This window comes from Aurantimonas sp. 22II-16-19i (genome assembly GCF_002088275.1).
GTDB lineage: Bacteria > Pseudomonadota > Alphaproteobacteria > Rhizobiales > Rhizobiaceae > Jiella.
The window spans coordinates 33191-56488 of the sequence record NZ_AQQS01000038.1 but is presented as its reverse complement, the minus strand read 5'-3'; the positions used below and the strand labels follow the sequence as shown (position 1 = coordinate 56488).

Annotated in this window: 18 protein-coding genes; 2 read left to right on the top strand and 16 right to left on the bottom strand. The window is 67.4% G+C overall.

Features of this window, described 5'->3' with window-relative positions; translation table 11 throughout:
- Window positions 1–259 precede the first annotated feature (259 nt).
- From ATO4_RS22560 to ATO4_RS22540, 5 genes are all read right to left on the bottom strand, one after another.
- Window positions 260–1015 carry a sulfite exporter TauE/SafE family protein gene (locus ATO4_RS22560; protein WP_083594027.1) on the bottom strand — a complete coding sequence of 252 codons (756 nt, stop codon included), beginning with the start codon at window positions 1013–1015 and terminating at the stop codon, window positions 260–262.
- Window positions 1016–1131: 116 nt separating this feature from the next.
- The gene (locus ATO4_RS22555) at window positions 1132–2112 is read right to left on the bottom strand and encodes an ABC transporter permease (RefSeq protein WP_083594026.1); all 981 of its coding nucleotides are present in this window, start codon (window positions 2110–2112) and stop codon (window positions 1132–1134) included.
- Window positions 2113–2115: 3 nt separating this feature from the next.
- Complete coding sequence (locus tag ATO4_RS22550) at window positions 2116–3075, bottom strand: ABC transporter permease (RefSeq protein ID WP_083594025.1); 960 nt, start codon at window positions 3073–3075, stop codon at window positions 2116–2118.
- On the bottom strand, window positions 3072–4646 hold the full coding sequence (locus ATO4_RS22545) for a sugar ABC transporter ATP-binding protein (protein WP_245308896.1): 1575 nt from the start codon (window positions 4644–4646) through the stop codon (window positions 3072–3074). Before ATO4_RS22545 ends, ATO4_RS22550 begins: the two co-directional genes overlap by 4 nt.
- A 163-nt stretch (window positions 4647–4809) precedes the next feature.
- Window positions 4810–5901, bottom strand: coding sequence for a sugar ABC transporter substrate-binding protein (locus ATO4_RS22540; protein ID WP_176223128.1), 1092 nt, complete (start codon window positions 5899–5901; stop codon window positions 4810–4812).
- Window positions 5902–6377: 476 nt separating this feature from the next.
- Here ATO4_RS22540 and ATO4_RS22535 point away from each other — a divergent pair, with 476 nt between their 5' ends.
- A complete protein-coding gene (locus ATO4_RS22535) occupies window positions 6378–7265 on the top strand; it encodes an SMP-30/gluconolactonase/LRE family protein (RefSeq protein WP_083594022.1) in 888 nt (295 codons plus the stop codon).
- Between the two features lie 94 nt (window positions 7266–7359).
- On the opposite strand, the gene ATO4_RS22530 is transcribed toward ATO4_RS22535, so the two are convergent.
- From ATO4_RS22530 to ATO4_RS22495, 8 genes are all read right to left on the bottom strand, one after another.
- Complete coding sequence (locus ATO4_RS22530) at window positions 7360–8175, bottom strand: ferredoxin--NADP reductase (RefSeq protein WP_083594021.1); 816 nt, start codon at window positions 8173–8175, stop codon at window positions 7360–7362.
- 516 nt (window positions 8176–8691) lie between these two features.
- Window positions 8692–11946, bottom strand: coding sequence for an autotransporter domain-containing protein (locus ATO4_RS22525; protein WP_083594020.1), 3255 nt, complete (start codon window positions 11944–11946; stop codon window positions 8692–8694).
- 311 nt (window positions 11947–12257) lie between these two features.
- Window positions 12258–16055, bottom strand: a complete 3798-nt coding sequence (gene metH / locus ATO4_RS22520; protein WP_083594019.1) for a methionine synthase — start codon at window positions 16053–16055, stop codon at window positions 12258–12260.
- 329 nt (window positions 16056–16384) lie between these two features.
- Window positions 16385–16792 (bottom strand): DUF1810 domain-containing protein, encoded by a 408-nt coding sequence (locus ATO4_RS22515; RefSeq protein WP_083594018.1) that lies wholly within the window; start codon window positions 16790–16792, stop codon window positions 16385–16387.
- Window positions 16793–16877: 85 nt separating this feature from the next.
- Window positions 16878–17753: a helix-turn-helix domain-containing GNAT family N-acetyltransferase gene (locus ATO4_RS22510; protein WP_083594017.1), complete on the bottom strand. Its 876-nt coding sequence runs from the start codon at window positions 17751–17753 to the stop codon at window positions 16878–16880.
- A gap of 128 nt (window positions 17754–17881) precedes the next feature.
- On the bottom strand, window positions 17882–18184 hold the full coding sequence (locus ATO4_RS22505; protein ID WP_083594016.1) for an urease subunit gamma: 303 nt from the start codon (window positions 18182–18184) through the stop codon (window positions 17882–17884).
- A gap of 28 nt (window positions 18185–18212) precedes the next feature.
- Window positions 18213–19094 (bottom strand): urease accessory protein UreD, encoded by an 882-nt coding sequence (locus ATO4_RS22500; protein ID WP_245308895.1) that lies wholly within the window; start codon window positions 19092–19094, stop codon window positions 18213–18215.
- Between the two features lie 120 nt (window positions 19095–19214).
- The gene (locus ATO4_RS22495) at window positions 19215–19886 is read right to left on the bottom strand and encodes a hypothetical protein (RefSeq protein WP_083594014.1); all 672 of its coding nucleotides are present in this window, start codon (window positions 19884–19886) and stop codon (window positions 19215–19217) included.
- 269 nt (window positions 19887–20155) lie between these two features.
- On the opposite strand from ATO4_RS22495, the gene ATO4_RS22490 reads away from it, so the two are divergent.
- Window positions 20156–21010: a D-amino-acid transaminase gene (locus ATO4_RS22490; protein ID WP_083594013.1), complete on the top strand. Its 855-nt coding sequence runs from the start codon at window positions 20156–20158 to the stop codon at window positions 21008–21010.
- Window positions 21011–21068: 58 nt separating this feature from the next.
- Here ATO4_RS22490 and ATO4_RS22485 read toward each other — a convergent pair whose 3' ends face one another.
- The 3 genes from ATO4_RS22485 to ATO4_RS22475 form a co-directional block, all read right to left on the bottom strand.
- Entirely contained in the window at window positions 21069–22013 is a 945-nt protein-coding gene (locus ATO4_RS22485) for a cytochrome c (protein WP_083594012.1), read from the bottom strand.
- Between the two features lie 394 nt (window positions 22014–22407).
- Window positions 22408–22551: a DUF3309 family protein gene (locus ATO4_RS22480; RefSeq protein ID WP_083594030.1), complete on the bottom strand. Its 144-nt coding sequence runs from the start codon at window positions 22549–22551 to the stop codon at window positions 22408–22410.
- A gap of 219 nt (window positions 22552–22770) precedes the next feature.
- Window positions 22771–22944, bottom strand: coding sequence for a DUF3309 family protein (locus tag ATO4_RS22475; protein WP_083594011.1), 174 nt, complete (start codon window positions 22942–22944; stop codon window positions 22771–22773).
- Window positions 22945–23298: the final 354 nt, after the last annotated feature.

Below are 23298 nucleotides of genomic sequence, written 5' to 3'. Positions count from 1 at the left end.
CATCGAGACCGTCAAGCACCGCGCGGGATGCCGGAGGCGGACCGTACAAACTAAAAAATTCGGAGGGTCTGCCTCCGGCATCCCGCCGTCCCGCCGGACGGCGCCCTTGGCTGCCCTCGGGCGGCTCGCATCCCCAGCCCCGGCCGCTTTGCGGCGCGGGAACGCGGAGTTGCGTCTTCCGTCGGAAGAGCCTGCCGCAAGCCATCATGCGGGCGTCGTGGAACCGGTCGCGCGGGGGGCGGCCGGGAAAGGCGAAGCCTCACCCGATGACGAAGTAGTAGCCCGCGAGAAACAGCCCCACTGCGATGACGAAGATGCGCACCGCGATCTGCGGCACGCGCCTGGCGATCCAGACGCCGGCATAGCCGCCGAGCGCGACGCCCGGGATCAGCGCCAGGGCACCGGGCCAATGGACCACCCCGCCGGCGACGAAGACGGTGATCGCGACGATGGCGATGACGTTGGCCAAAACGTTCTTGATGGCGTTGAGGCGGTGATAGTCGCCGGCATCGGTGAGGCCCAGCGTCGCCAGCATCATGATGCCCATGCCGGCGCCGAAGAAGCCGCCATAGATCGAGGTGACGAACTGCATCGCCGGCGCCGCGAGGCCCCGCCACTCGCTGGTCGCCGCCGCCTCGCGCGGCTTCGGCTTCAAGAAGGGGCCGGCGGCGAACAGCCCCGTCGCGCCGATCAGCAGCCAGGGCACGGCGGCGGCGAACTGTTCGTTGTTCAGCCACAGGAGCAGCAGCGCCCCGAGGCTCGAGCCGGCGATCGAGGCGACCGCGAGCACCGCGATGCCCCGCCAGATCGACCGGATGTCCTTCAGATAGGGTAGCGTCGAGGTGAAATAGCCCGGCAGCTGGGCGATGGAGGAGGTGGCGTTGGCCGAGATCGGCGGCACCCCGATGAGCGTCAACGCGCCGAAGGAGATGAAGGTGCCGCCGCCGGCGACCGCGTTGATCGCGGCCGCGGCGAAGCCGGCCAGGAAGAGGAGCGCGATGGTGAGGAGGGTCATGGGCCAGAATCAGATGATCATCGGGGGGACGGCCCCCTCATAGGCGATTTCGTCCCGCCATGCGCGGCGCATCCCGCCATCGGGACGGGACGGCGTGGCGCGCCGCGGCAGCCGCCTCAGTCGGTCGGCCTTGCCTGCCGGGCATAGAGCAGCACCAGCGCGATGATGATCAGGCCGAAGACGATGTTCTTGCCGGCCTGGCCGATCTGGGCGATCGACAGGATCGACTGGAGGACGACGACGATCAGCGTGCCGGCGATGGTGCCGACATAGCCGCCGGCGCCGCCCATGATGTTGGTGCCGCCGATGATGACGGCGGCGATCGGTACCAGCAGGTAGTCGTTGCCCATGCCGAGATAGGTCTGCGAGGCGTAGCCGGTGAGGAGGATGCCGCCGATCACCGCGCAGACGCCGGAGGCGACGAAGGCGCCGACATGGACGAGCCTGGTGTCGACGCCGGAGAGGAACAGCGCCGGCTCGTTGTTGCCGGTGGCATAGAGGAAGCGGCCGAAGCGCGAGCGGGAAAGGACGAGGATGGTGACCAGCGCCAGGAACGCCCAGACCAGCGGCGACACCGGGAAGCCACCGAGACTGCCGACGGCGAGGAAGCGCACGACCGAGGGGATCGTCGAATCCGGTGGCTGGCCATTCGTATAGACCATGGTCGCGCCCTCGAGCAGCGCGTTCATGCCGAGCGTCCAGACCAGCGAGTGCAGCCGGAAGACCGCGACCCCGATGGCGTTGACGAGGCCGACGCCGATGCCGACGAGGAGCGCCGCGCCGATGGCGACGCCCATGCCGTAGCCCTGGCCGTAGAGCGTCGCCATCAGGATCGAGGAGAAGGTCAGGTTCCACGGCACCGACAGGTCGATCTGGCCGGTGAGGATGACCAGCGTCTGGCCGATGGCGATGATGCCGATGAAAGTGGCGATCTGCAGCTGCGCCTTGACGTTGGCGAAGGAGGCGAAGGCCGGGTTGAGGATCACCGCGACGACGATGAGGAGCACGAGCAGGACATAGGACACGGCGACGCCGTGGCGGGTGAAGGCGGAGAGGCTCGAGCCGAGCGTCTGCGAGGCGCGGGTTTCGGTGGTCATCGCTCAGCTCCGGAGGACGTGCAGGCGGTTGCGGGCTCTGAGGGTCCAGGCGTTGCCGAACATCAGGACGACGATCAGGATCGCCCCCTGGAAGACGCTCTGGTAGAAGGACGAGACGCCGGCCGCGAACAGCACCGAGATGATGATCGAGATGAAGAAGGCCGCGACGATCGGGCCGAGGGCGAGGCCCCTGCCGCCGCCGAGGATCGCCCCGCCGAAGACCACCGCCGCGACGGAGTTCAGCGTGTAGGAGGTGCCGACGGTGGCATCGCCCGAGGTGGTCTGGGCGGTGAGGAACAGGCCGGCGCAGGCGGCGAGGACGCCGCCGATGACATAGGCGCAGACCAGCGTCCTCGGCACGTTGATGCCGGACATGTGGGCCCCGCCGGGATTGTCGCCGACGGCATAGATCGCGGTTCCGAGCCGCGAGCGCATGATCGGCATGCGGAACAAGAGAGTGACCGCCAGAAGCACGATCAGCGAATAGGGCAGCCAGCCCCAGGCGCCGGTGAGGGTCGAGGCGTAATAGCCCGGCACCGAGCCGCCCGGCTGCGGGCGGATCAGCAGGGCGAGCCCCGAATAGACGTAGAGCGTCGCCAGCGTCACGATGATCGGCTGGATGCGGCCATAGGCGACGAGGACGCCGTTGACGAGGCCGGCCGCCGCCCCGGCCCCGAGGGTGAGGAGGACGACGCCGAAGACGCTCCACGGGCTGTCGCCCATGTAGGTCGCGGCGATCGCGTTGGAGAGGCTGACGATGGCGCCGACGGAGAGGTCGACGCCGCCGGTGAGGACGACGGTCAGCTGGGCGAGCGCGGCCAGCGCCAGCGTCGTGCCCTGGTTGGCGAGGAGGCGGAAGCCGAAGGGCGAGAGGATCAGCGGCTGCTGGACCCAGTAGTAGCCGAGGAGAAGGATCAGGCCGATGATGGCGAGCAGCGAGCTGCGGTAGCGGCGCAGGGTCATTGGGCGGCCTCCGCGATGTCGGGCGTGGCATCCGCCCGCCCCCGCCCGACCCCGAGGGAGGCGGCGAGGATGTCCTGTTCGGTGATATGATCGCCCTCGAGGGTCTGGACGATCCGCCCGTCGTCCATCACCGCGATCCGGTGGCAGAGGCCGATCAGCTCGCTGGTCTCGGTGGAATAGAGGATCACGCCCTTGCCCTCGCGCGTCAGCCCGACGATCAGCTCGTAGAAGGCCTGTTTGGTGCCGACGTCGATGCCCCGCGTCGGATCGTAGAAGAGGAAGATCTCGGCGCCGGTCTCCAGCCACTTGGCCAGCACCAGCTTCTGCTGGTTGCCGCCGGAGAGCGAGCGGGCCGGCAGTTCCATCGAGGCGGCCTTCACCGAAAGCCGCTCCATCATGTGGGAGACGAAGGCCTTTTCCCTCGCCGGGCTGACGAAGCCGAAGCGGCCGAACCGGTCGAGAACCGAGAAGGTGATGTTCTCGCGAACGCTCATCGGCAGAACCAGCCCCTCGGTCTTGCGGTCCTCCGGGATCAGCGCGATGCCGCTCGCCTTGGCGTCCCAGGGGTTTTTGAGCCTCGCCGGACGGCCACGGATGCGAGCCTGTCCGGCAACGCCGCGATAGGCGCCGAAGAGCGCGAGAAGCAGCGTGCCCTGCCCCTGGCCTTCGAGGCCGGCGAGACCGAGCACCTCGCCGGCTTGGAGCGACAGCGAGACCCCCTTCAGGCCGGCGCCGGCGGAAAAGCCGTCGAGCTCCAGAAGCGGCGGATCCTCGCCGCGAACCGCCGTCTTCGCCGGGAACGAACGCTCGACCCTCTGGCCGAGCATCATCTCGACGATCTCGGCGTCGCTCGCCTCGGCGGCCTTCACCGTCGCCACGTGGCGGCCATTGCGGAAGATCGTCATGCGGTCGACGAATTCGCGGATCTCGCTCATGCGGTGGGAGATGAAGATCACCGAGGTGCCGCTGTCGCGCAGCTTGCGCAAGAGCGCGAACAGCCGCTCGACCTCCTTGCGCCCCAGCGCCGACGTCCCCTCGTCGAGGATCAGGAGCCGCGGCTGGCGCGACAGCGCCTTGAAGATCTCGACCAGCTGGCGGTCGGCAAGCGACAGGTCGGCGACTTGCGCGCCGGGCGGGATGTGATCGATGCCGAGGCTCTCGAACAGCGCCCTGACCTCGGCCCGCATCCGGCGCTGGCTGATTTGGCCGAGGAAGCCGGTCGGCTCGTGGCCGATCAGGATGTTCTCGGCAACGGTGAGATGAGGAAACAGCGACAGTTCCTGAAACACCGTCGCGACGCCGTGGCGCACCGCGTCGGCGGGACCGGAGAAGCTGACGGTCTCGCCGGAGATCGCGAGCCTGCCCGCATCGGCGCGCTGGACGCCGCTCAGCACCTTGACCAGCGTCGACTTGCCCGCGCCGTTGGCGCCGAGCAGCGCATGGATCTCGCCGCGATCACAGGCAAAATCGGCCTCCTGCAGCGCATGGACGCCGCCGAAGCTCTTGGAGATCCCTCGAGCTTCCAGCAACGGGCCGCAAGGGGAACGAGGATGGTCGGACCTGGATGTCACGCGAACTCTCCGCCGATCGAAGCGGGCCGGCGCAGGGCGCCGACGCCGCCTCAGGGAGCCGGCGCCGAGCGTTGGGAGCGCCCGGCCCTCCGGCTCGAAGACGAAAGAAACGGATGCCGCGGCGTATCGCGGCACCCGCCCCCGTGGACGGCGCGGCGCGCCGTCAGACCTTCTGCTTCAGGATCTGCTCGGCGGTGAAATCGAGCCCGCAGACGGGAATGGAGATCGGCGTGAAGAAGCTGTCGGGCAGCTCGGGGAAGAAGTCCACGCCGGACTTCAGCGTGTCCGTCGTCGCCGTCGGCAGCGGCGCCGAGACCGACTGCGGCACTTCCTTGCCCTGCAGGATCTCGAGAGCGACCATGATCGACAGGGCCGAGAGCGCCGGCGACTGGCCGATCGACAGCATCGGGAACTTCAGTTCCGACGCCAGCTTGCGGAAGCCGTTCTCCGCCTCGCCGGCGATCGGCGGGATGTCCAGGCCCGCCTGCTGGAAGGCGCGCACCACGCCGGTGTCGCCGCCCTGGCTCCAGACACCGTCGAACTTCGTACCGGAGGCGAGAGCGTTGGCCGTCACCTTCTGGGCGGTGCCATCGTCCCAGTTGCCGTAGATTTCGGTGGTCTCGATGTCGGGATGCTGGCCGAAGACGTCGGTGGCGGCCCGCGTCCGCTCCTGGTCGACGAAGGTTCCGGCGACGCCGCGGACCATCAGCACGTTGCCCTTGCCGCCGGTCTTCTCGACGACGAAATCGGCCCACTGCTTGCCCATGGCGTACTGGTCCTGATTGACCGTCACCGCCTTGTCCGTCGTCACCACGTTGTCGAAGGAGACGACGAGGATGCCGGCATCGGCGGCCTGGTCGATCACCGAGTTGAGGCCCGTCGGCGAGGCGGCGTTGAGGATGATGGCATCGACGCCGGAGAGGATCATCTGGTTGATCTGGGCGATCTGGGCGCTGACCTCGTTGCCCGAACTCGTCGCCTGGAAGCTGGCGATCAGGGGCTTCACCTCCGGGCGCTCCGTATAGGCCTTGGCGATCTGCACCATCTCGGTGCGCCAGGTGTTGCCGATGTAGGAGTTCGACAGGGCGATCCTGAACGGGCCTTCCTTCGCCTCGCGCTGGATCATCTTGGTGTCGGACGCCCAGGGAACGATGCATTCCCCCATGGCCGCGAAGGCCTGACGTCCCATGAGGCCGGACAGGGCCGTCGCTGCGACGCCGCCGGCCAGGCCCTGGATGAACTGTCTGCGCTGCATGCTGGTCTCCTCCCGAGATTGGCCGCGATCCGGCACCGCCTCCCGAGCGGTCATCGACGGATCGGACATCAACGCATACATTATGCACCACACAAACAGGACGTGAAGATGCTTTTCCGCGAGAATGAGCGCGCGGCGCGAGATTCATCTGCCGGTAGGTGTTGGCCCCGAAGGGAGCACGTGCCGATGGCCGTGGAGCGGCAGATCCTCGCCCCGCGGAAGCCCGGCAGAAGGACGACGGATACGTCGACGCTGGCTTCTTCGGCGAGCGAGATCCTGCCCCGCATGCGCTCCCGCCGGCATCCTGGCGCGCCGAGGAGCGGCGCGATGCCGGATGGCCGAAGGACGCAGTCGCCCGTTAGCCCGGCCCGGTTTTTCCTCTTGCGGGGACCCCGCGGGGAAAGGCAGGAAGGGCGCGTTGCACCGCCACTTCGGATTGCCGGCCGGCAGCCCGGCGCCAGCCCTGGAGTTTCCCGATGACCTCGCCCTTCACCCTCGTTCTCGACTCGCAATGCGCCCTCGGCGAATGCCCGGTCTGGGCGCCGGCGGAGAAGGCGCTCTATTTTGCCGACATCAAGGGCATGAAGCTGCATCGCTTCGAGCCGGAGACGGGACAGCACACGATCACCGGACTGTCGGAGGAGATCGGCTGCTTCGCGATCCGCAAGGACGGCGGCTTCGTCGCCGGCCTGCGATCGGGGGTCTGGCAGCTTTCGCCGACGGGCGAGCGCGTCGCCATGCTCGCGCCGAACGCCGAGCCCGTCGCCACCAATCGCTTCAACGACGGACGCACGGACCCGCGCGGCCGCTTCATCCTCGGGACGATCGACGAGAAGAAGGCCGGCGGCACCGCCTCGCTCTACCGCTTCGACCGGCGGGGCCTTCAGGCGATCGAGGGCGGCCTCCTCACCTCGAACGGCCTGGCATTCTCGCCCGACGGCTGCACGATGTACCACTCGGACACGCCGCGCTTCACCATCTATGCCTATGACTACGACGTCGAGACAGGCGAAGCGTCGAACCGACGGGTCTTTGCCGAACTGAAGCCCGAGGGCGAGGATCGCGGGCGGCCGGACGGCGCGGCCGTCGACGCCGAGGGCTGCTACTGGTCGGCCCTCTACGAGGGCGGCCGGGTGCAGCGCTATTCGCCGGCGGGCGAGCTTCTGGCCGAATTTCAGGTGCCGGCGACGTGCACGACCATGGTCGCCTTCGGCGGCGCGGACCTCAGGACCCTCTACGTCACCTCGGCAAGGGACGGCCGGCCGGCGGAAGAGCTCGAGCGGCTGCCGCATTCCGGCGGCGTCTTTTCCATGCGCACCGAGGTGCCCGGGCTGCCGGAGCCGCTGTTCGATCCGCAGGTCTGACCGGCAATGATGAAAGGCCCGCTCTTGCGAGCGGGCCTTGCGGTAGGATCAGTCTTGTCGCGCGACATCTTCAGACATCGGACGTGGCCGCCGCTCAGTCGACGAAGGCCCGCTCGACGACGTAGGTGCCGGGCTTGTTGTTGGCGCCTTCCTCGAAGCCTCTCGCCTGGAGCAGGCCCTCGATCTCGCGCAGCATCGCCATGGAGCCGCAGATCATCGCCCGGTCGGTCTCGGGATTCAGCGGCTCGATGCCGAGGTCGGTGAACAGCTTGCCGTTCTCGATCAGGGTGGTGATCCGGTGGCCCCTCGTCTCGCCCTCGCGGGTGGCGCTGGCGTGGAACATCAGCTTGTCGCCGACGAATTCGCTCATCAGCTCGTCGGACTTGGTGTTCTCGACGAGTTCGCGGCCGTAGTTCAGCTCGGCGTTCTCGCGGCAGGTCTGGGTGAGGATCACCTGCTCGAACTTCTCATAGGTCTCGGGATCGCGGATGACCGAGGCGAAGGGGGCGATGCCGGTTCCGGTCGAGAACAGGAACAGGCGCTTTCCGGGAATGAGAGCGTCGTGCACCAGGGTGCCGGTCGGCTTCTTGCGCATCAGCACGGTGTCGCCGGGCCGGATCTTCTGGAGATGCTCGGTGAGCGGGCCGCCCGGCACCTTGATCGAGAAGAATTCCAGCTCCTCGTCCCAGGCCGGGCTGGCGATCGAATAGGCCCGAAACACGGGTTTCGCCGCGTTCGGCAGGCCGATCATCACGAATTCGCCGGAGCGGAAGCGGAAGCTCGCCGGCCGGGTCATGCGGAAGGAGAACAACCGGTCGGTATAGTGCTTCACCGACGTTACCGTCTCGGCAAAGACGCCTGCGGGGATCGGGAATGCCGCCGTCTCTTCACTCGTCGCGACTGAACTCATGCCAAATGCCTCTCTCATCGTCGTCATCTGCCGCGCGGCTCCGCCGCCTCACGCAGCGGCTTGCGGCCCCTGCCATCCCTAGATGGCGGCCGCGCCGAATTCTCCCGGCTGTATGATTGCGATGCCAGGGTGCGGTCAATCCGGCAGAACATAGTTGCTGCGGCGCGAAACCGCAGCGTCTGCCGTTTCAAAAAAACCCTCCGGCATGGAAAAATGGACCAGCTGCGCTCGCAACGGCGATCCGCAGGCACCGGCACGACCTCGAAAAGCCGCTCGCCTCGCATGCCGCAGCATCGGCGCCGTGTCGGGAGATGCGCCCGCGCCAGACCAAAACGACCGGCGCAGCGCCGTCGATGGCAACTCGCCCCTCGCTGCAGGGTCTGGCGGCCCGTGCCGCAGGCGTCACGGGGCGCACTGCCCGGCCAGGTCGAAGGCAGCCGGCCGGCAGTGCGCCGACCGGCCGAAACGTGGAGGATCCCGGAGCACGCTGCCCCGGGATCCTCGCCGCAGGCTCGATCAGAAGCGGAAGGTGAAGTCCGCCCGCGCCTTGCTTTCCGACGCGTCGCCGGAGAACTCGCCGTGATAGGACACGCCGAAGTCTGCGCTGTCGCTGAGCTTCATGCCGACGCCGACGGAGACCTTCGCGGCATCGCGGCCGATCGGAGCGCCCTCGACGGTGAAGCTGCCCCCATTGGAAAGCGTCATCCGGGCCTCCGGCTCGAGATCGCCGAAGGCATGCCGCCAGCCGGCCATGGCGTCGACGGTCAGCGCCGTCCCTGCGAGATTGAAATCCCCCGATGCCCTGAGGCCCACCGTGGTGAAGGTGGCCTGAGCGTCCCCATCTTCGCCCGAGAGCGCTGCGGCGCCGCCGGTTTCGGAGAAGTCGTCCGTCGACACGATCGCATGGGACAGATTGACGAAGGGCGCCAGCTCCGAGGTCTCGCTCAATGCCAGGCTGTAGCTGGCCTCGCCGAAGAACTGCGTCACGCCGGCATCGTAGTCGGCCTCAAGCTTGTCGGAGAAGCCGCCGAAGTTGAGCGAGCGCTCCGTATCGACCTGGCTGAAGCTGTAGGCCGCGCCCGCCTTCACCGAAACTCCACCGAGACCGGTGCGGCCGTATATGCCGACATGGTAGCTGTCGATGTCGGCCGAGCCGGCATTGCCGTCGCTGTCGAGGGACGAGCGTCCCCAGCCGGTCATCAGGCCGAGAAGCAGGTTGTCCGCCACATAGCCGTCGCCGCCGAAGAAGACGCCGCCGCCGTTCAGGTCGTAGGACGCGGTGTTGTCGTTGCCGTCGAACTGGCCGAAGGCGCCGTAGCCCGAGGTCCAGATCCCGGTATTGCCGGCGCTCATGCGGTCGAGAACCGTGTCGCTGACGATCCGGGAATTGGAGAGCAGCGCCGACTGGACGCTGCCGTGCAACTCGCCCGAGACCTGGTCGAAGGCGTCGCGGGCATCGGCCTCATTCATGAACAGAACGGCATTGTAGAGGGCGAGGCTGGCCGATCCCGCCGTCTGGTCGAGCGCGTCGAGCCCTGCGGCTGCGGCGCGCTGGTTGGCGGTCTGCGCCGCCGTGGTGAAGGCCTTGCCGCCCCAGGTGGACAGGCGCAGCGTCACGTCGGTCGCGGTGTAGAAGAGCTTGGAGTCGATGAAGGCGGAGTCGATCAGCAGGCTGCCGAACTCGCCGGTCACGTTGCCCGCGGTCAGGAACGTATAGCTCTGTCCCGCCGCATAGCTCACCGTCTTGTCGAGGGCGATGGCGTTGACCGTCGCGCCGTCGATCGCGGCTGTGCCGCTGACGATGGTGCGGTCGGAGCTGCCATTGCTGGCGAGTTCGAGGTCGTAGGTGGAACCGGAGGCGAGCGTCAGGTCACCATTGACGGTGAGCGTGCCGATCGACTTGCCGGGTGCCAGACGGCTGCCGTCCTTCAGCGTCACGCTGCCGACAGTGCCGATGCCGCCGAGGATGCCAGCGCTTTCGATCTCGAGCGCCCCGCCCCAGGAACCGTCGACGGAGAAGCGTCCGCCGCTGACCAGCGTCGTGCCGGTGAAGCCCGAGCCGTCGCCGGTATAGAGGAGGTTGCCGGTGCCGCGCTTGTCGAAGCTGCCGGTGCCGGAGACGTCGTTGGCCATCGTGCTGTCGACGAGGGTGTTGACCACCAGCTCACCGTCCGCATCGACCTCGATATCGCCGGTGCCGAAGGCCTGGCCGTTGGTGCCGACCAGCATGCCGCCGGCAACGTGGGTGCCGCCGGTATAGGTGTTGAGGCCGGTCAGCATCAGCGTGCCGGTGCCGTCCTTGGTCAGCTTGCCGGCGCCGCTGATGTCGTTGCGCCAGGCATCGAAGGCGTTGAAGCCGTCGAGCTCCTTGTCCATGGTGACGGTGACGTCTTCCCAGAAGGCGCCGTAGCCGTCGGCCGCGGCGAACAGGTTGAGACGGCCGTAGCCTTCCGGATCGTCCATCACCGGCAGTCCCGAAGGCAGGCCGGTCGTCGCCAGGACCGCGCGCCGCTGGTCCGCCGTCAGATAGGGCATGCGGGTTTCCAGAAGGACTTCGGCGCCCTTCGGAACGTGCATCGGCTGGTCGGTGGCGCCGATCGGCGCGAAGCCGTAGGTGAGGCGCTCGGCGACATAGGCGGCGTTGGCCTCGCGGTCGGCGAAGCGATCGACCGACAGGTCCCCGTCATGGGCGGCGACATAGAGATCGGCCGCCGTCGCGGAATCGGTCTCCTTCATCAGCCAGGCCTGGGCCTGCTCGTAGGCGTCGTGCTTCAGGTCCTGCCAGTTGAAGCCGTCGTCGCCATTCTCGCGGTTGAGGTTGTAGACGACGGAGGCGATGCCCAGCATGCGGCCGCCGATGACGTCGAGCGGGGAGTGCATGCCGGCGAGAATGCGACTGTCGCCCATCGACACGGCGCGCGTCACCAGCTCCTGGAAGCGCTGCGGCACCATGTAGGCAAGGGCGAGCGAATCGCGCCAGGCTTCGGCCGTGTGACCGCTCGGGAAGCCGCCGTCCTTGACCGGCGTCGAGCTCTTGGCGGGCTCCAGCGTCGGCACGACGGAAACCTCGTCCGACCAGCGCCAGGGGCGGGCATATTTGAAATAGCGCTTCGAGGGCTCGGTCGAGGCGTGGTAGCCCATCCGGCCGACCAGCTCGACGGCGATGCCGAGATCCTCGTTGCCTTCCCACCAGCCGGCGCCGTTGTTGTTGCCCTCGTCGTCATACTTGACGGTGGTGGCATCGTCGGCGACGCCGAGGATCGTCGTGTACTGCTTGCTGCCCTTGACCCAGGCTTCCTGGAGCGGCCCGAGGCCGGTCAGGACGCTGTAGCCCTTGGCCCGGCGGTCATCCAGATAGGCGTCCTCGGCTTCCTGGGCGGTGCGGTTCCGGGTAACATCGATGACGTACTGGATGTTGTAGTCGTGCACGGCCTGGTTCAGGACCTTGCCGTCCGTCGCGCTGCCGGGAATGCCATCCCAGTCGGTCCTCGGGACGGCGGGATATCCGTAGCCGGCGTCGATGGCGTTGTCGGCATCGACATAGGGCGTGCGCGGCTGCCAGATCTGCAGGAAACCGCTCAGCAGCCTGACCGCTGCGTTGGTTTCCGCGGTCGCATAGCGCGGGTCGTTGCGTTCGTTGGAGTATCCCGTGTCCATGAAGGCCGGGACGTCCTTGTTCAGATAGGCTTCCTGCGCCAGGGCGATGGAAGGACAGGCGGTGAGCAGGACGGCGAGCGCCGTCGAGACTTTGAGCTTTTCGATGTCAGACAATGCAGATCCCCTCAATAGACTGTGTTCGAACAGTCAGCGAGGCTGCCTACATCGGTTTGGTAACATCCCTGTGATGCATATAAGCGCTTGAATCGCATGGACTTATCGGCACGAAATCGAAACGGCCGAGCCATGTCCGGCCGTTGCGATTCGCATCGGCTATCGCGGCGACGGGGACTTCTATGCGGGCCGGGATGCGGCCGCCCGCACCGAACGACTTTGAGCATAGGCCTCGGCCGTCCTGCGGCCAGGAGATGGTCGGACGGAGCCGTTCGTCGTCGACGGCTCCGTCGCGTGAGCTGGCGACGGTCTCAAGCCGCCTCGTCGACCGCCTCGCTGGCCCGCGGCTTCGGCACGTAGTTCAGCACCGGGGCGAGCCAGCGCTCGACCTCCTCGACGCTCATTCCCTTGCGCTTCGCATAATCCTCGACCTGGTCGCGCTCGACCTTGGCGACGCCGAAATAATGCGAGTCCGGATGGCCGATATAGAGCCCCGAAACCGACGAACCCGGCCACATGGCGAGGCTTTCGGTCAGCTTCACGCCGATTTCCTTCTCGGCGTCGAGCAGCTCGAACAGGGTCAACTTCTCGGTGTGGTCGGGCTGGGCCGGATAGCCCGGCGCCGGGCGGATGCCGGCATAGGGCTCGGCGATCAGCTCTTCCGGCGTATAGGTCTCGTCGGACGCGTAGCCCCAGAGCTCGCGGCGCACCATCGCATGCATCCGCTCGGCGAAGGCCTCGGCGAAGCGATCGGCCAGCGCCTTGACCATGATCGAGGCGTAGTCGTCATTGGCCTTGGCAAAGCGGTTGGAGATCGCCTCCTCCTCGATGCCGGCGGTGACGCAGAAGCCGCCGACATAGTCGGGGCGGCCGCTATCCTGCGGCGCGACGAAGTCCGACAAGGCAAGGTTCGGCCGGTCGCCGCGCTTGGTCAGCTGCTGGCGCAGGGTGAAGAAGGTCGCGCGATCCTCCTTGCGCGTATCGTCGGTGAAGACGCGGATGTCGTCGCCGACGGCATTGGCCGGCCAGAAGCCGACGACGGCCTTCGGGATGAACCACTTCTCCTCGACGATCTGCTTCAGCATCGCCTGAGCATCGGCGAACAGCGAGCGCGCCGTTTCGCCCTGACGCTCGTCCTCGAGGATCGCCGGGTAGCGCCCCTTCATCTCCCAGGTCTGGAAGAACGGCGTCCAGTCGATATGCGCGGCGAGATCGGCGAGATCGAAGTCCTGATAGACCTTGGTGCCGAGGAAGGACGGCGCCTTCACCTCGTAGCCGGACCAGTCGATCTTCATCGCATTGGCGCGGGCGGAAGCGAGGCTCAGGCGCTTCTTGTCGCGCTCGGATCGCTCGTGGGCCTCGGCGACCTTCTTGTACTCCTCGCGGATGCCGGCGATCGTCTTGTCGCGGGTCTCCTCCGACAGAAGGCTCGAGACGACGCCGACGGCCCTCGATGCGTCGGTGACGTAGACGCTCTGGCCGCGCTCGTATTGCGGGTGGATCTTCACCGCCGTGTGGACGCGGCTGGTCGTCGCCCCGCCGATGAGGAGGGGGATGTCGAAGCCCTCGCGCTCCATCTCGGAGGCGACATGCACCATCTCGTCGAGGGACGGGGTGATCAGGCCGGACAGGCCGATGATGTCGACCTTCTCGCGTTTGGCCGTTTCGAGGATCTTCGCCGCCGGAACCATGACGCCGATGTCGATGACCTCGTAGTTGTTGCAGGCGAGGACGACGCCGACGATGTTCTTGCCGATGTCGTGGACATCACCCTTCACCGTAGCCATCAGCACCTTGCCGGCATTCTTGCGCTGCTCGCCGCCGAGAAGACGCTTCTCCTCCTCCATGTAGGGCAGGAGAAGGGCGACGGCCTGCTTCATGACGCGGGCGGACTTCACCACCTGGGGCAGGAACATCTTGCCGGCGCCGAACAGGTCGCCGACGATGTTCATGCCAGCCATCAGCGGGCCTTCGATGACGTGCAGCGGCCGCTCGGCGGCCTGGCGGGCCTCCTCGGTGTCGACGTCGATATATTCGGTGATGCCGTTGACGAGGGCGTGGGCGAGGCGGTCGTTGACCGGCTTCTCGCGCCAGGAAAGGTCCTTCTCCTTGGCCTTGCCGCCGCCCTGGCCCTTGTAGCGCTCGGCCAGTTCCAGCATGCGCTCGGTCGGATCGCTGCCATCGGCCGGCTTGCGGTCGAGGATCACGTCCTCGCAGGCCTCGCGCAGCTCCGGATCGATCGAGTCGTAGACGGCGAGCTGGCCGGCATTGACGATGCCCATGTCCATGCCCGCCTGGATGCAGTGGTAGAGGAATACCGCATGCATCGCCTCGCGCACGGCCTCGTTGCCGCGGAAGGAGAAGGACAGGTTGGAGACGCCACCCGAGATGTGGGCGTGCGGCAGGGTTTTGCGGATGGTGCGGGTCGCCTCGATGAAGGCGACGCCGTAGCCGTTGTGCTCCTCGATACCGGTGGCAATGGCGAAGATGTTCGGATCGAAGACGATGTCCTCGGGCGCAAAGCCGGCTTCCTCGGTCAGGAGCTTGTAGGCCCTGGTGCAGATCTCGACCTTGCGCTCGTAGGTGTCGGCCTGGCCCTGGCTGTCGAAGGCCATGACCACCACCGCCGCGCCGTAGCGCTGGATCAGCCTGGCCTGGGCGAGAAAGGCCTCCTCGCCTTCCTTCATGGAAATCGAATTGACCAGCGCCTTGCCCTGGACGCATTTCAGGCCCGCCTCGATCACCTCGAACTTCGAGGAATCGATCATCACCGGTACCTTGGCGATGTCCGGCTCGGCGGCGACGAGGTTGAGATAGTCGACCATCGCCTGCTTGGAGTCGATCAGGCCCTCGTCCATGTTGATGTCGATGATCTGGGCGCCGTTTTCGACCTGCTGGCGCGCGACCTCGAGAGCCGCCGGATAGTCGTTGTCCTTGATCAGCTTGCGGAAGCGGGCCGAGCCGGTGACGTTGGTGCGCTCGCCGACATTGACGAAGGGAATGTCGGAGGTGAGCGTGAAGGGCTCGAGGCCCGACAGCTTCATCAGCGGCTTGACCGTCGGGATCTGCCGCGGCTTGTAGGCCTTCAGCATCTCGGCGACGGCCTTGATGTGGTCCGGCGTCGAGCCGCAGCAGCCGCCGACGACGTTGACGAGGCCTTCTTTGGCAAAGACCTCGACTTCCCTAGCCATCGCCTCCGGGCTCTGGTCGTATTCGCCGAATTCGTTCGGCAGGCCGGCATTGGGATAGGCGCAGACGAAGGTGTCCGCCGCATGGGAGATCTCGGCCAGATGGTCGCGCATCGCCGCCGCGCCGAGGGCGCAGTTGAGACCGATGGTGAAGGGCTTGGCATGACGCACCGCGTGCCAGAAGGCCGTCGGGGTCTGGCCGGAGAGCGTGCGGCCGGACAGGTCGGTGATCGTGCCGGAGATCATCACCGGCAGGCGCACGCCCTTTTCCTCGAAGATCTCCTCGCAGGCGAAGATCGCCGCTTTCGCATTCAAGGTGTCGAAGATCGTCTCGATCAGGACGAGATCGGCGCCGCCGTCGATCAGGCCGCGCAGCTGCTCGCCATAGGCGATGCGCAGGTCGTCGAAGGTGACGGCCCGGTAGCCGGGATTGTTCACGTCCGGCGAGATCGAGGCGGTGCGGTTCGTCGGGCCGAGGGCGCCGGCGACGAAGCGGCGCCTGCCGTCGGTCTGCTCGGCGCGGATCGCCGCGCGTCGCGCCAGCCGGGCGCCGTCGCGGTTCAGCTCGTAGACCTGATCTTCCATCTGGTAGTCGGCCTGGGCGATCGTCGTCGAGGAGAAGGTGTTGGTCTCCAGGATGTCGGCGCCGGCGATGGCATAGGCGTAGTGGATGTCCTCGATGGCCTGCGGCTGGGTCAGATTGAGGAGATCGTTGTTGCCCTGCAGATGGCATTCGCAGGCCCCGAAGCGGTGGCCGCGGAAATCGTCCTCGCCGAGGCCGAGGAGCTGGATCTCGGTGCCCATCGCGCCGTCGAGGATGAGAATGCGTTCGCTGGCGGCCTGTTTCAGCGCTGCGGCGGCTTCGGACGGATTGCGGCCTTCGGTCATCGGCCCGAAGAGCTGTTCGGTCGTGGAAGTCATGAGCGTCGCTTATCCTTCTGGGTCGCCGTCCACATCACATAAAGATATTCTTATGTCAACAAATCGACCGGGAGATCGGCGTTGCAAACGCCGCTCCTGCCGATGGCGAGGTGCACCGTCCCGGTGAGCGCGGCTGGCGGGTCGCCGCAGTCGCCCCTGATCCTGAGGTGCGAGCGGAGCGAGCCTCGAAGGGCGAGGGGCGCCCGGCACCCGCCTTCCCGCCTGGTGCAAAACGCCTCGTCACCGTGGAGCCACGCCCTCGCCCTTCGAGGCTCCCCGAGCTTCGCTCGGCTCGAACCTCAGGATGAGGGCGACTGCGAGGGCAGCGCTCAGATCCGCGACAGTGTCGCCTTGTCTTCCTCACCATCGAAAAACACTTCAAGCGCCTGCCCGAAGAGCTCGTCTCTCGGATCGGCGCGGTGAAACAGCGTCATCGAGGAGTGGAACTTCATGTCGTCCGGCGAGCCGAAGATCGCATGGACGGTGCTGTCGGGGTGGGCGAGGACGGCGGCGGTGCATTCGGCCAGGCGTCGGCCGAGAAGCTCGTGGGCGAGATAGTCCTTCGCCTCGTCCAGCGACTGGATCGCGTAGCGCTGTGCCATCGGCGAGGAGCCGAGCCCGGCGATCTGCGGGAAGACGAACCACATCCAGTGGCTCTGCTTGTTGCCGGCCTGAAGCTCGGCCAGCGCCCGGTGATAGACCGGTGCCTGGGCCTCGACGAAACGGTTCAGCGACATGGGCCCTCTCCCTCCAGCGTCCGCGCCCGGGCGGACCACGAAGCTCAACGCCGAAGTCGGAACGGCCGTTCCTGCGGCGCCCGCGCTACAGCCGCTTCTCGAAGAAGAAGTCCGGATAGGGATCGTCGTTGAACCGGTCGATCTCGGTCCAGCCGGACTTGCGATACATGGCGATCGCCTCGGGGAGCGCCTTGTTGGTGTCGAGCCTCAGGAGCGGGATGCCGAGCTCCCGGGCGAGCGCTTCGACCCGGTCCATGATCTTCCAGGCCAGCCCCAGGCCGCGTGCCGAGGGCGCCACCCAGAGCCGCTTCACCTCGGCGTATTCAGGGCATGTTCCCTTCAGCCCGACGCAGCCGACCGGCATGTCGTCGGAGAAGGCGACGAGGAAGGCGCCGCGCGGGCGCACCATGGTCTCGGCGTCTGGGTCGGCGGAGAGCGTCACGTCGAAGCCGCGGTCGAAGCGCCGGCCGAGTTCGGCGTAATATTCGCCGAGGCAATGGCGGGCGACCGCCGATCGCGGATCCATCTCCCGCAATTCGATCTGGTCGCGGCCGAAAGCCGAGGCGACAAGATCCATCGCCGCCAAGAGGGCGTCCGGGTTGGCGTGACGCGCGAGCGCCCGCTCCGCCCGCTGGTTCGACAACGCCTCATAAGCGGCGAATTCGGCTTCGCCCGCCGGGGTCAGGGCGACGACCCGCCGCCTTCCGTCGCCCGGATGCGGCGTCGTTGCGACCAGCCCTTCCTCTTCGAGGCCGCGCAACAGCCGGCTGACCAGCCCCGAATCGAGATCGAGATAGGCGCGGATCTCGCCGACGTCGCACTTGCCGTGGCCGATGGCATTGAGCACCCGGGCGACGCCGAGCGGTCGGCCGCGCCCGAGAAAGGACTGATCGAGCGCGCCGACCTCGGTAACGACGGCGCGGGCGAAACGGCGAAAGCGGGAGGTCGGGTCGAGATGCATGATAGCTGACTTAAGTCAGACAAATCGTCCCGGCAAGCGAAATCGCGCTGGTGGAGAGGAGCCCGTCCGGTCGTGCCGAACGCGTTGCGCCTCCAGTCGTCCGCTCCGGCCGCCCGCTCCGCTCTTTCTCAGCGGATCGGTTCGTGCACCGTCACCAGCTTCGTGCCGTCCGGAAAGGTCGCCTCGACCTGGACGTCATGGATCATCTCGGCGATGCCTTCCATCACCTGGTCCCGGCTGATCACCCTTGCCCCCGCCTCCATCAGATCGGCGACGCTGCGGCCGTCCCTCGCGCCCTCGACGACGAAGTCGGTGATCAGGGCGATGGCTTCGGGATGGTTGAGCTTGACGCCGCGCTCCAGTCGCTTGCGGGCGACGACGGCCGCCATGGAGACGAGGAGCTTGTCCTTTTCGCGGGGGGTGAGCTGCATCTTGGCTTCCTTGAGGATGGTCGGAGCGTCAGAGCGACCATATCCGCGGGACGGCGGTCTTTGCCAGTGCCGCGATGGCCGGAACCAGCCGCCGCCGCAGGAGATAGCCGGAGGGGGCGACGATGCGCGCGACGATCAACCCGTCGACGAGGCTGGCGCCGCCGGCCTCGCCGATCACCGTGCGCAGGTCTTCGATCAGGGTCTCGGGCGCCTCGCGGCGCGCGACGAGGGTGGCGAAGGCGCGGTTGCCGGCAAGGGAAGCCGCGGCTCGGGTCTGTTCGGCGATCGCACCGTCGAGGCGCGTCTCCTCGGCGAAGATCAGTCTGCCGCCGACGCGGATGCGCCAGCTCTCGCGGAAGGAGCCGTTGGCCACGTCCTCGCCCATCATCTCGCGGCCGAGAATGACGCTTTCGGAGATGACGAAGCCGGCGTCAGTCGCCGCATCGAGGTCCAGCCGGCGGGACAGGGCACCCTCGTCGAAGAGGATCGTCTCCTGCGGCAGCCAGGCGAGAAAGCCGCCCTCGCCCACCCTCAGCCGCGTCGTCACCCTCGCCTCGTCAGAGCTCGCCCGGTAGATCCGCTCGCAGGCCTGGGTGGTGACGGAGAGGCTCGCGCCCGCACCGACGGCAAAGCCCTGGTCCAGCCGGTCGCCGCCGGTCAGCCCGCCGGAGGTGTTGATCAGCACGGCTTCGCTGGTCACGCCGGCGACCCTGGGAAAGCGCAGTTTCAGGCAGCCGGCCTGATGAAGATCCGCAAGCCTCGTCCGGCCGTCCGCAAGCTTGACCTTCAGCTCGAGGCGCCCTTCGGCGCGCTGCAGACGTTGCGGCGCTACCGGCTCTGCGCCCGAAGCGGCGGCGAGGCCGCAGACGGGGCCGGGATTGCCGTCATTCATGAGCGCATGATGTCCCAAGGATCGTCGTTGCGGCCGGCCGACTTCCTGAGCGGAGACGGCCTTCCTGCGTGCCGGCAATCTATCCAGCGGCCCGGGCGATGGAAAGCGTCCCGGAAGAGCGAACCGAAGCGCCCTCTCCTATCGCCGCCCCTGGCCGCTGATCCTGGCGACGGCGTCGTCGACGAGCCGGTTGGCGACCTGCATCCTGATCGTCGCCTGGGCGCGGTAGAGCATCGGCATGCGGTCGGGGTGATTCTTGCGGGCGAAGTTGCGGCGCGCGTCGAGGAGGTCCTTCACCGAACTGGCGGTCAGGATATTCAACTCCCGGGCGATCTCGTAGGGGTCCGTGCTCGGTGCGCCCGGCGGCGGCGGCGGCGCGTCCTCGCGGTCCTTGGCATAGGCCGCCTTCGCCTCGGCCGCCGAACCCTTCGTGGCTTCCGTCGGTCCCGGATCCTGAGCCCGCCCGCCCGGCCGGGGCTGACGGGGGGGCTCGGCCGCCTCCTCCCGGCTGGCCGGCCTTTCCGGCTGCGGCCGGCGCGGCGGCTCCGGTGCCTTCGCCGATGCCGGTGCCTTCGCGGATGCCGGCGCCGGCGGATCGAAATCGGAGAAGTCGTCCTCGTCCGGCAGGTCCTCATAGGCCGCCCGCGCGGCGGCCGCGCTGGCGACGCTTCCGGCCAGCTTCGGCCCGCGCCGGATGCCGATCACCGACATCACGCCGGTCGACGCCCGGCCGAACACGGTCCGCCAGCCCCTGTCTTCATGCTTGGCGACGACCCCTTCCAGGATCGCCTCGAACGACTGGTCCACCATGATACGCGGTGCTTCTCGCTGTGCGATACTCTGCGCCACCATGCGGCCGGTCTCGTGAAGCTTTCGTAAAACTGGATCAGTCCGCGAGGCTGACGGGTTCGGGTCGGCCCGAGCCTCAGGATCCGGCCGGGCAGGCGCGACGGGAAGCTGGCCGGGACCGGGAGGGGACCGAACGGGTCCGGGTGAGGGCCGTGAACATTTCGCTCCCCCGGCGCCGCGTCAGGGTCTATACCGCGCCGCGAGCGAAACGCTGACGCGAGGGATTGGCGATGCGGACGGTCTATGTGAACGGCGTCTTCTGCCCGGAGGACGAGGGCAGGATCTCGATCTTCGATCGCGGCTTTCTCTTTGCCGACGGCGTCTACGAGGTGGTCAGCGTCCTCGACGGCAAGCTCATCGACTTTGCCGGCCACATGGCGCGGCTCGCCCGCTCGCTGGGAGAACTGTCCATGCCGGCCCCGGCGGACGAGACCGCACTCCTGGCCATCCACCGCGAACTGCTCGCCCGCAACCAGCTGGCCGAGGGGGCGGTCTACATGCAGGTGACGCGCGGTGTCGCCGACCGGGACTTCCTGTTCCCGCCGGAGGACACGCCGCCCTCCCTCGTCCTGTTCACCCAGGCGGGCAGCCTGCGCGACAAGCCCGCGGCCCGGACCGGCCTTCGGGTCGTGACGGTGCCCGATCTGCGCTGGGCGCGCCGGGACATCAAGACCGTGCAGCTGCTCTATTCGTCGATGGCGAAGACCGAGGCGAAGCGTCGCGGCGCCGACGACGCATGGCTGGTGGAGGACGGCCGCGTCACCGAAGGCTCGTCCAACAACGCCTATATCGTCGACGCCTCCGGCCGGCTGATCACCCGCCCCCTGTCCCACGCGATCCTGCCGGGCATCACCCGCACCGCCGTATTGCGGCTGGCCGGGGAAGCCGGGATTGCCATCGAGGAACGGGCCTTCACCGTCGAGGAAGCGCTCGCCGCGCGCGAGGCCTTCATCACCTCCGCCTCCAGCTTCGTCCTGCCGGTGGTGGAGATCGACGGCCAGCCGATCGGCGACGGCCGTCCGGGCGAGATCGCCGGGAGGCTGCGCGAGATCTACATCGAGGAAGCGCTGAAGACGGCGATCTGACGAAGGGCAGGCGGAGAGCCGACGTCGGCCCGAGGCCGACCGAAAGGCCGGGCAAAGGTCACCGCTCGGCCGCGGCCTCGCCGTCGCCGCGGGGCGGGACCGCCTTCAGATAGGCGGCGATCGCCGCGCGATCCTCATCGGTCAGCTTCGCCATGTTCTCCTGCACCTCGACCATCGGCCCGCCGACGGAATCGAAATCCGGCGTGAAGCCGCTTTCGAGATAGTAGGCGATGTCTTTCTCCGACCAGGAGCCGATGCCGGCTTTGGCCGGCGTGATGTTCGGCACGCGGCCCCGGCCCTCGGGGTTCGGCGCGCCCGCCAGCCATTCGCCGGTCTCGAGGCCGCCGGCCCCGGCGAAGCCGCGCGGCGTGTGGCATTCGCCGCAATGGCCGGGCCCCTCGACCAGGTATCGGCCGGCATGGGCGGCTTCGGAGGCATCGGCCGGCAGGTCGGCGACGGGCGAGCCGTCGCCGAGAAAGGCGAGCTTCCACAGGCCGACGGCCGGACGGATGTTGAACGGAAAGGTCAGCTCGTTCGCCGGAGCCTTGCCGGCCACCGGCGGCAGCGTCTTCAGATAGGCGAAGAGGTCGGCGACGTCCTCCTTCGTCATCCGCACATAGGAGGTGTAGGGGAAGGCCGGATAGAGGTGGCGCCCCTCTGGATCGACGCCGCGCTGGAGCGCGTTGGCGAAGTCGGCGAGCGACCACCCGCCGATCCCGTCATCGGGATGCGGCGAGATGTTCGGCCCATGGAAGATGCCGAAATCGGTCTTCAGCGGATCGCCGCCGGCAAGCCTCAGCCCGTCCTCGCCCTCGGCCCTGGAGGGCGCATGGCAGGAGACGCAGCCGCCGGCCCAGAAGATCCGCTCGCCCCGCACAGCGTCGCCGCTGCCCTCCGCCGCGATCTGGTCGGGACCCAGCCGCTGGGGCAGGGTCAAGAGCTTGAACCCTCCCGCCCCTGCCAGCACCACGACGAAGACGCCGATCAGGATGTTGTTGAGCATGGGACGGTTTCGGCTCCGCAATTTCCGGCTTCGAACGGCTCGCAACGTCCGCAATGCGTAGCCATGCGTCAACCGGCTTCACCGCGGCGATCCTTCACATCAGCGTGGCGGCTTTGCTCGGGCTCTTGTGAAAGCAGCTGTGGATCGGAGGAAGAAAAAAGGCCCGCGAACGATCGTCCGCGGGCCTCTCCATAGCGTGTCGTTAGACGCCGGGCTGTCAAGCGTGCGCCATTCGGCGGCCTAACCATTGCCGGCAAGCCGGTAGCGGTTGGCGCAGCCAGAGGAACACCAGAGGAGGAGACTTCGGCTTTTTCTTCCGGTCTCTCCGTTATTCCCGCCGGCAACCGGCTTCCGCTCCTGCACTCAACCGTAAACCGCCGGCGATGCGCAGGAATCAGATCCGCCCGAGCACGAGCACGAGCAGGACGGGGACGGCGACAAGCACCAGCCCGAGGATGCGCGACGGGCCATAACCCCAGCCGCCCGAACAGCCCCAGGTCGGCAGGGCGCAGACCAGCAGCAGGATGACGATGAGGATCGTGTCGAGGCTCTTGCTGGAATTCCTTCAGACAGACTTATAATCCATCACAAACCTTTGAACGCGAATTGCGTTCCCGCGACGCAGAACCCGGACCGACCGGCCCGGCCGTTACTCGCAGCGGGTTCCAGGGTCGCCGCTACGGTCGTCCGCTGCATCCGGCGGGGATCAGCGGCCATGTCATCATTCCGGTTTTTCGGCAGGGCGCGGCGATGGCCGTCATGCCGGCCCGAATCCGCCGATCGCGACGAAGACCGCCATCAACAGGAAGACGATCCCCAGAACCATCGTCGGGCGATAGCCCCACTGCCGCGAGTAGGGCCATGCCGGCATCACCGCGATCAGCGCCAGAAACACGATGACGACGATGATCGGTCCGTATCCAACGATCATTCTGAACTTCCTCTTTCACGTGGCCTCACTGCCGGACGCGGCATGGCAAGGCGAATTCCCGGTCGGCCTCGATCGATGCCTTCGGCGATCGTGTGGACCGTTTCGGAACTTTGGCTCTCTGCGACTTTCGTCTAGCCCCCGTTCCGGCAACCGGCCCCGGCGCCGGAAACGCCGCCGGTCTCGCCCCTTTGCCGGACGGATCTTCCATTGCCGTCGGCCCCGGGCTCCAGCCCGGACGAGCCCATTCGAAACTTGTCAACGCTCTGGATTCATTGCCATTTCTTCAGAACATGGCAGCAGGTCGGCGTCCCGCCGCAGGCCCCCATGAGGCGGATGCCGGGCAGCCGGTGCAAC

Coding starts and splice junctions, on each gene's coding strand:
- ATO4_RS22515 (WP_083594018.1), bottom strand. CDS start 16,792: ATGTCGCTGAACCGTTTCGTCGAGGCCCAGGCACCGGTCTATCACCGG.
- ATO4_RS22490 (WP_083594013.1), top strand. CDS start 20,156: ATGCGGACGGTCTATGTGAACGGCGTCTTCTGCCCGGAGGACGAGGGC.
- ATO4_RS22535 (WP_083594022.1), top strand. CDS start 6,378: ATGACCTCGCCCTTCACCCTCGTTCTCGACTCGCAATGCGCCCTCGGC.
- metH (WP_083594019.1), bottom strand. CDS start 16,055: ATGACTTCCACGACCGAACAGCTCTTCGGGCCGATGACCGAAGGCCGC.
- ATO4_RS22485 (WP_083594012.1), bottom strand. CDS start 22,013: ATGCTCAACAACATCCTGATCGGCGTCTTCGTCGTGGTGCTGGCAGGG.
- ATO4_RS22530 (WP_083594021.1), bottom strand. CDS start 8,175: ATGAGTTCAGTCGCGACGAGTGAAGAGACGGCGGCATTCCCGATCCCC.
- ATO4_RS22505 (WP_083594016.1), bottom strand. CDS start 18,184: ATGCAGCTCACCCCCCGCGAAAAGGACAAGCTCCTCGTCTCCATGGCG.
- ATO4_RS22555 (WP_083594026.1), bottom strand. CDS start 2,112: ATGACCACCGAAACCCGCGCCTCGCAGACGCTCGGCTCGAGCCTCTCC.
- ATO4_RS22475 (WP_083594011.1), bottom strand. CDS start 22,944: ATGATCGTTGGATACGGACCGATCATCGTCGTCATCGTGTTTCTGGCG.
- ATO4_RS22540 (WP_176223128.1), bottom strand. CDS start 5,901: ATGCAGCGCAGACAGTTCATCCAGGGCCTGGCCGGCGGCGTCGCAGCG.
- ATO4_RS22550 (WP_083594025.1), bottom strand. CDS start 3,075: ATGACCCTGCGCCGCTACCGCAGCTCGCTGCTCGCCATCATCGGCCTG.
- ATO4_RS22560 (WP_083594027.1), bottom strand. CDS start 1,015: ATGACCCTCCTCACCATCGCGCTCCTCTTCCTGGCCGGCTTCGCCGCG.
- ATO4_RS22495 (WP_083594014.1), bottom strand. CDS start 19,886: ATGGTGGACCAGTCGTTCGAGGCGATCCTGGAAGGGGTCGTCGCCAAG.
- ATO4_RS22510 (WP_083594017.1), bottom strand. CDS start 17,753: ATGCATCTCGACCCGACCTCCCGCTTTCGCCGTTTCGCCCGCGCCGTC.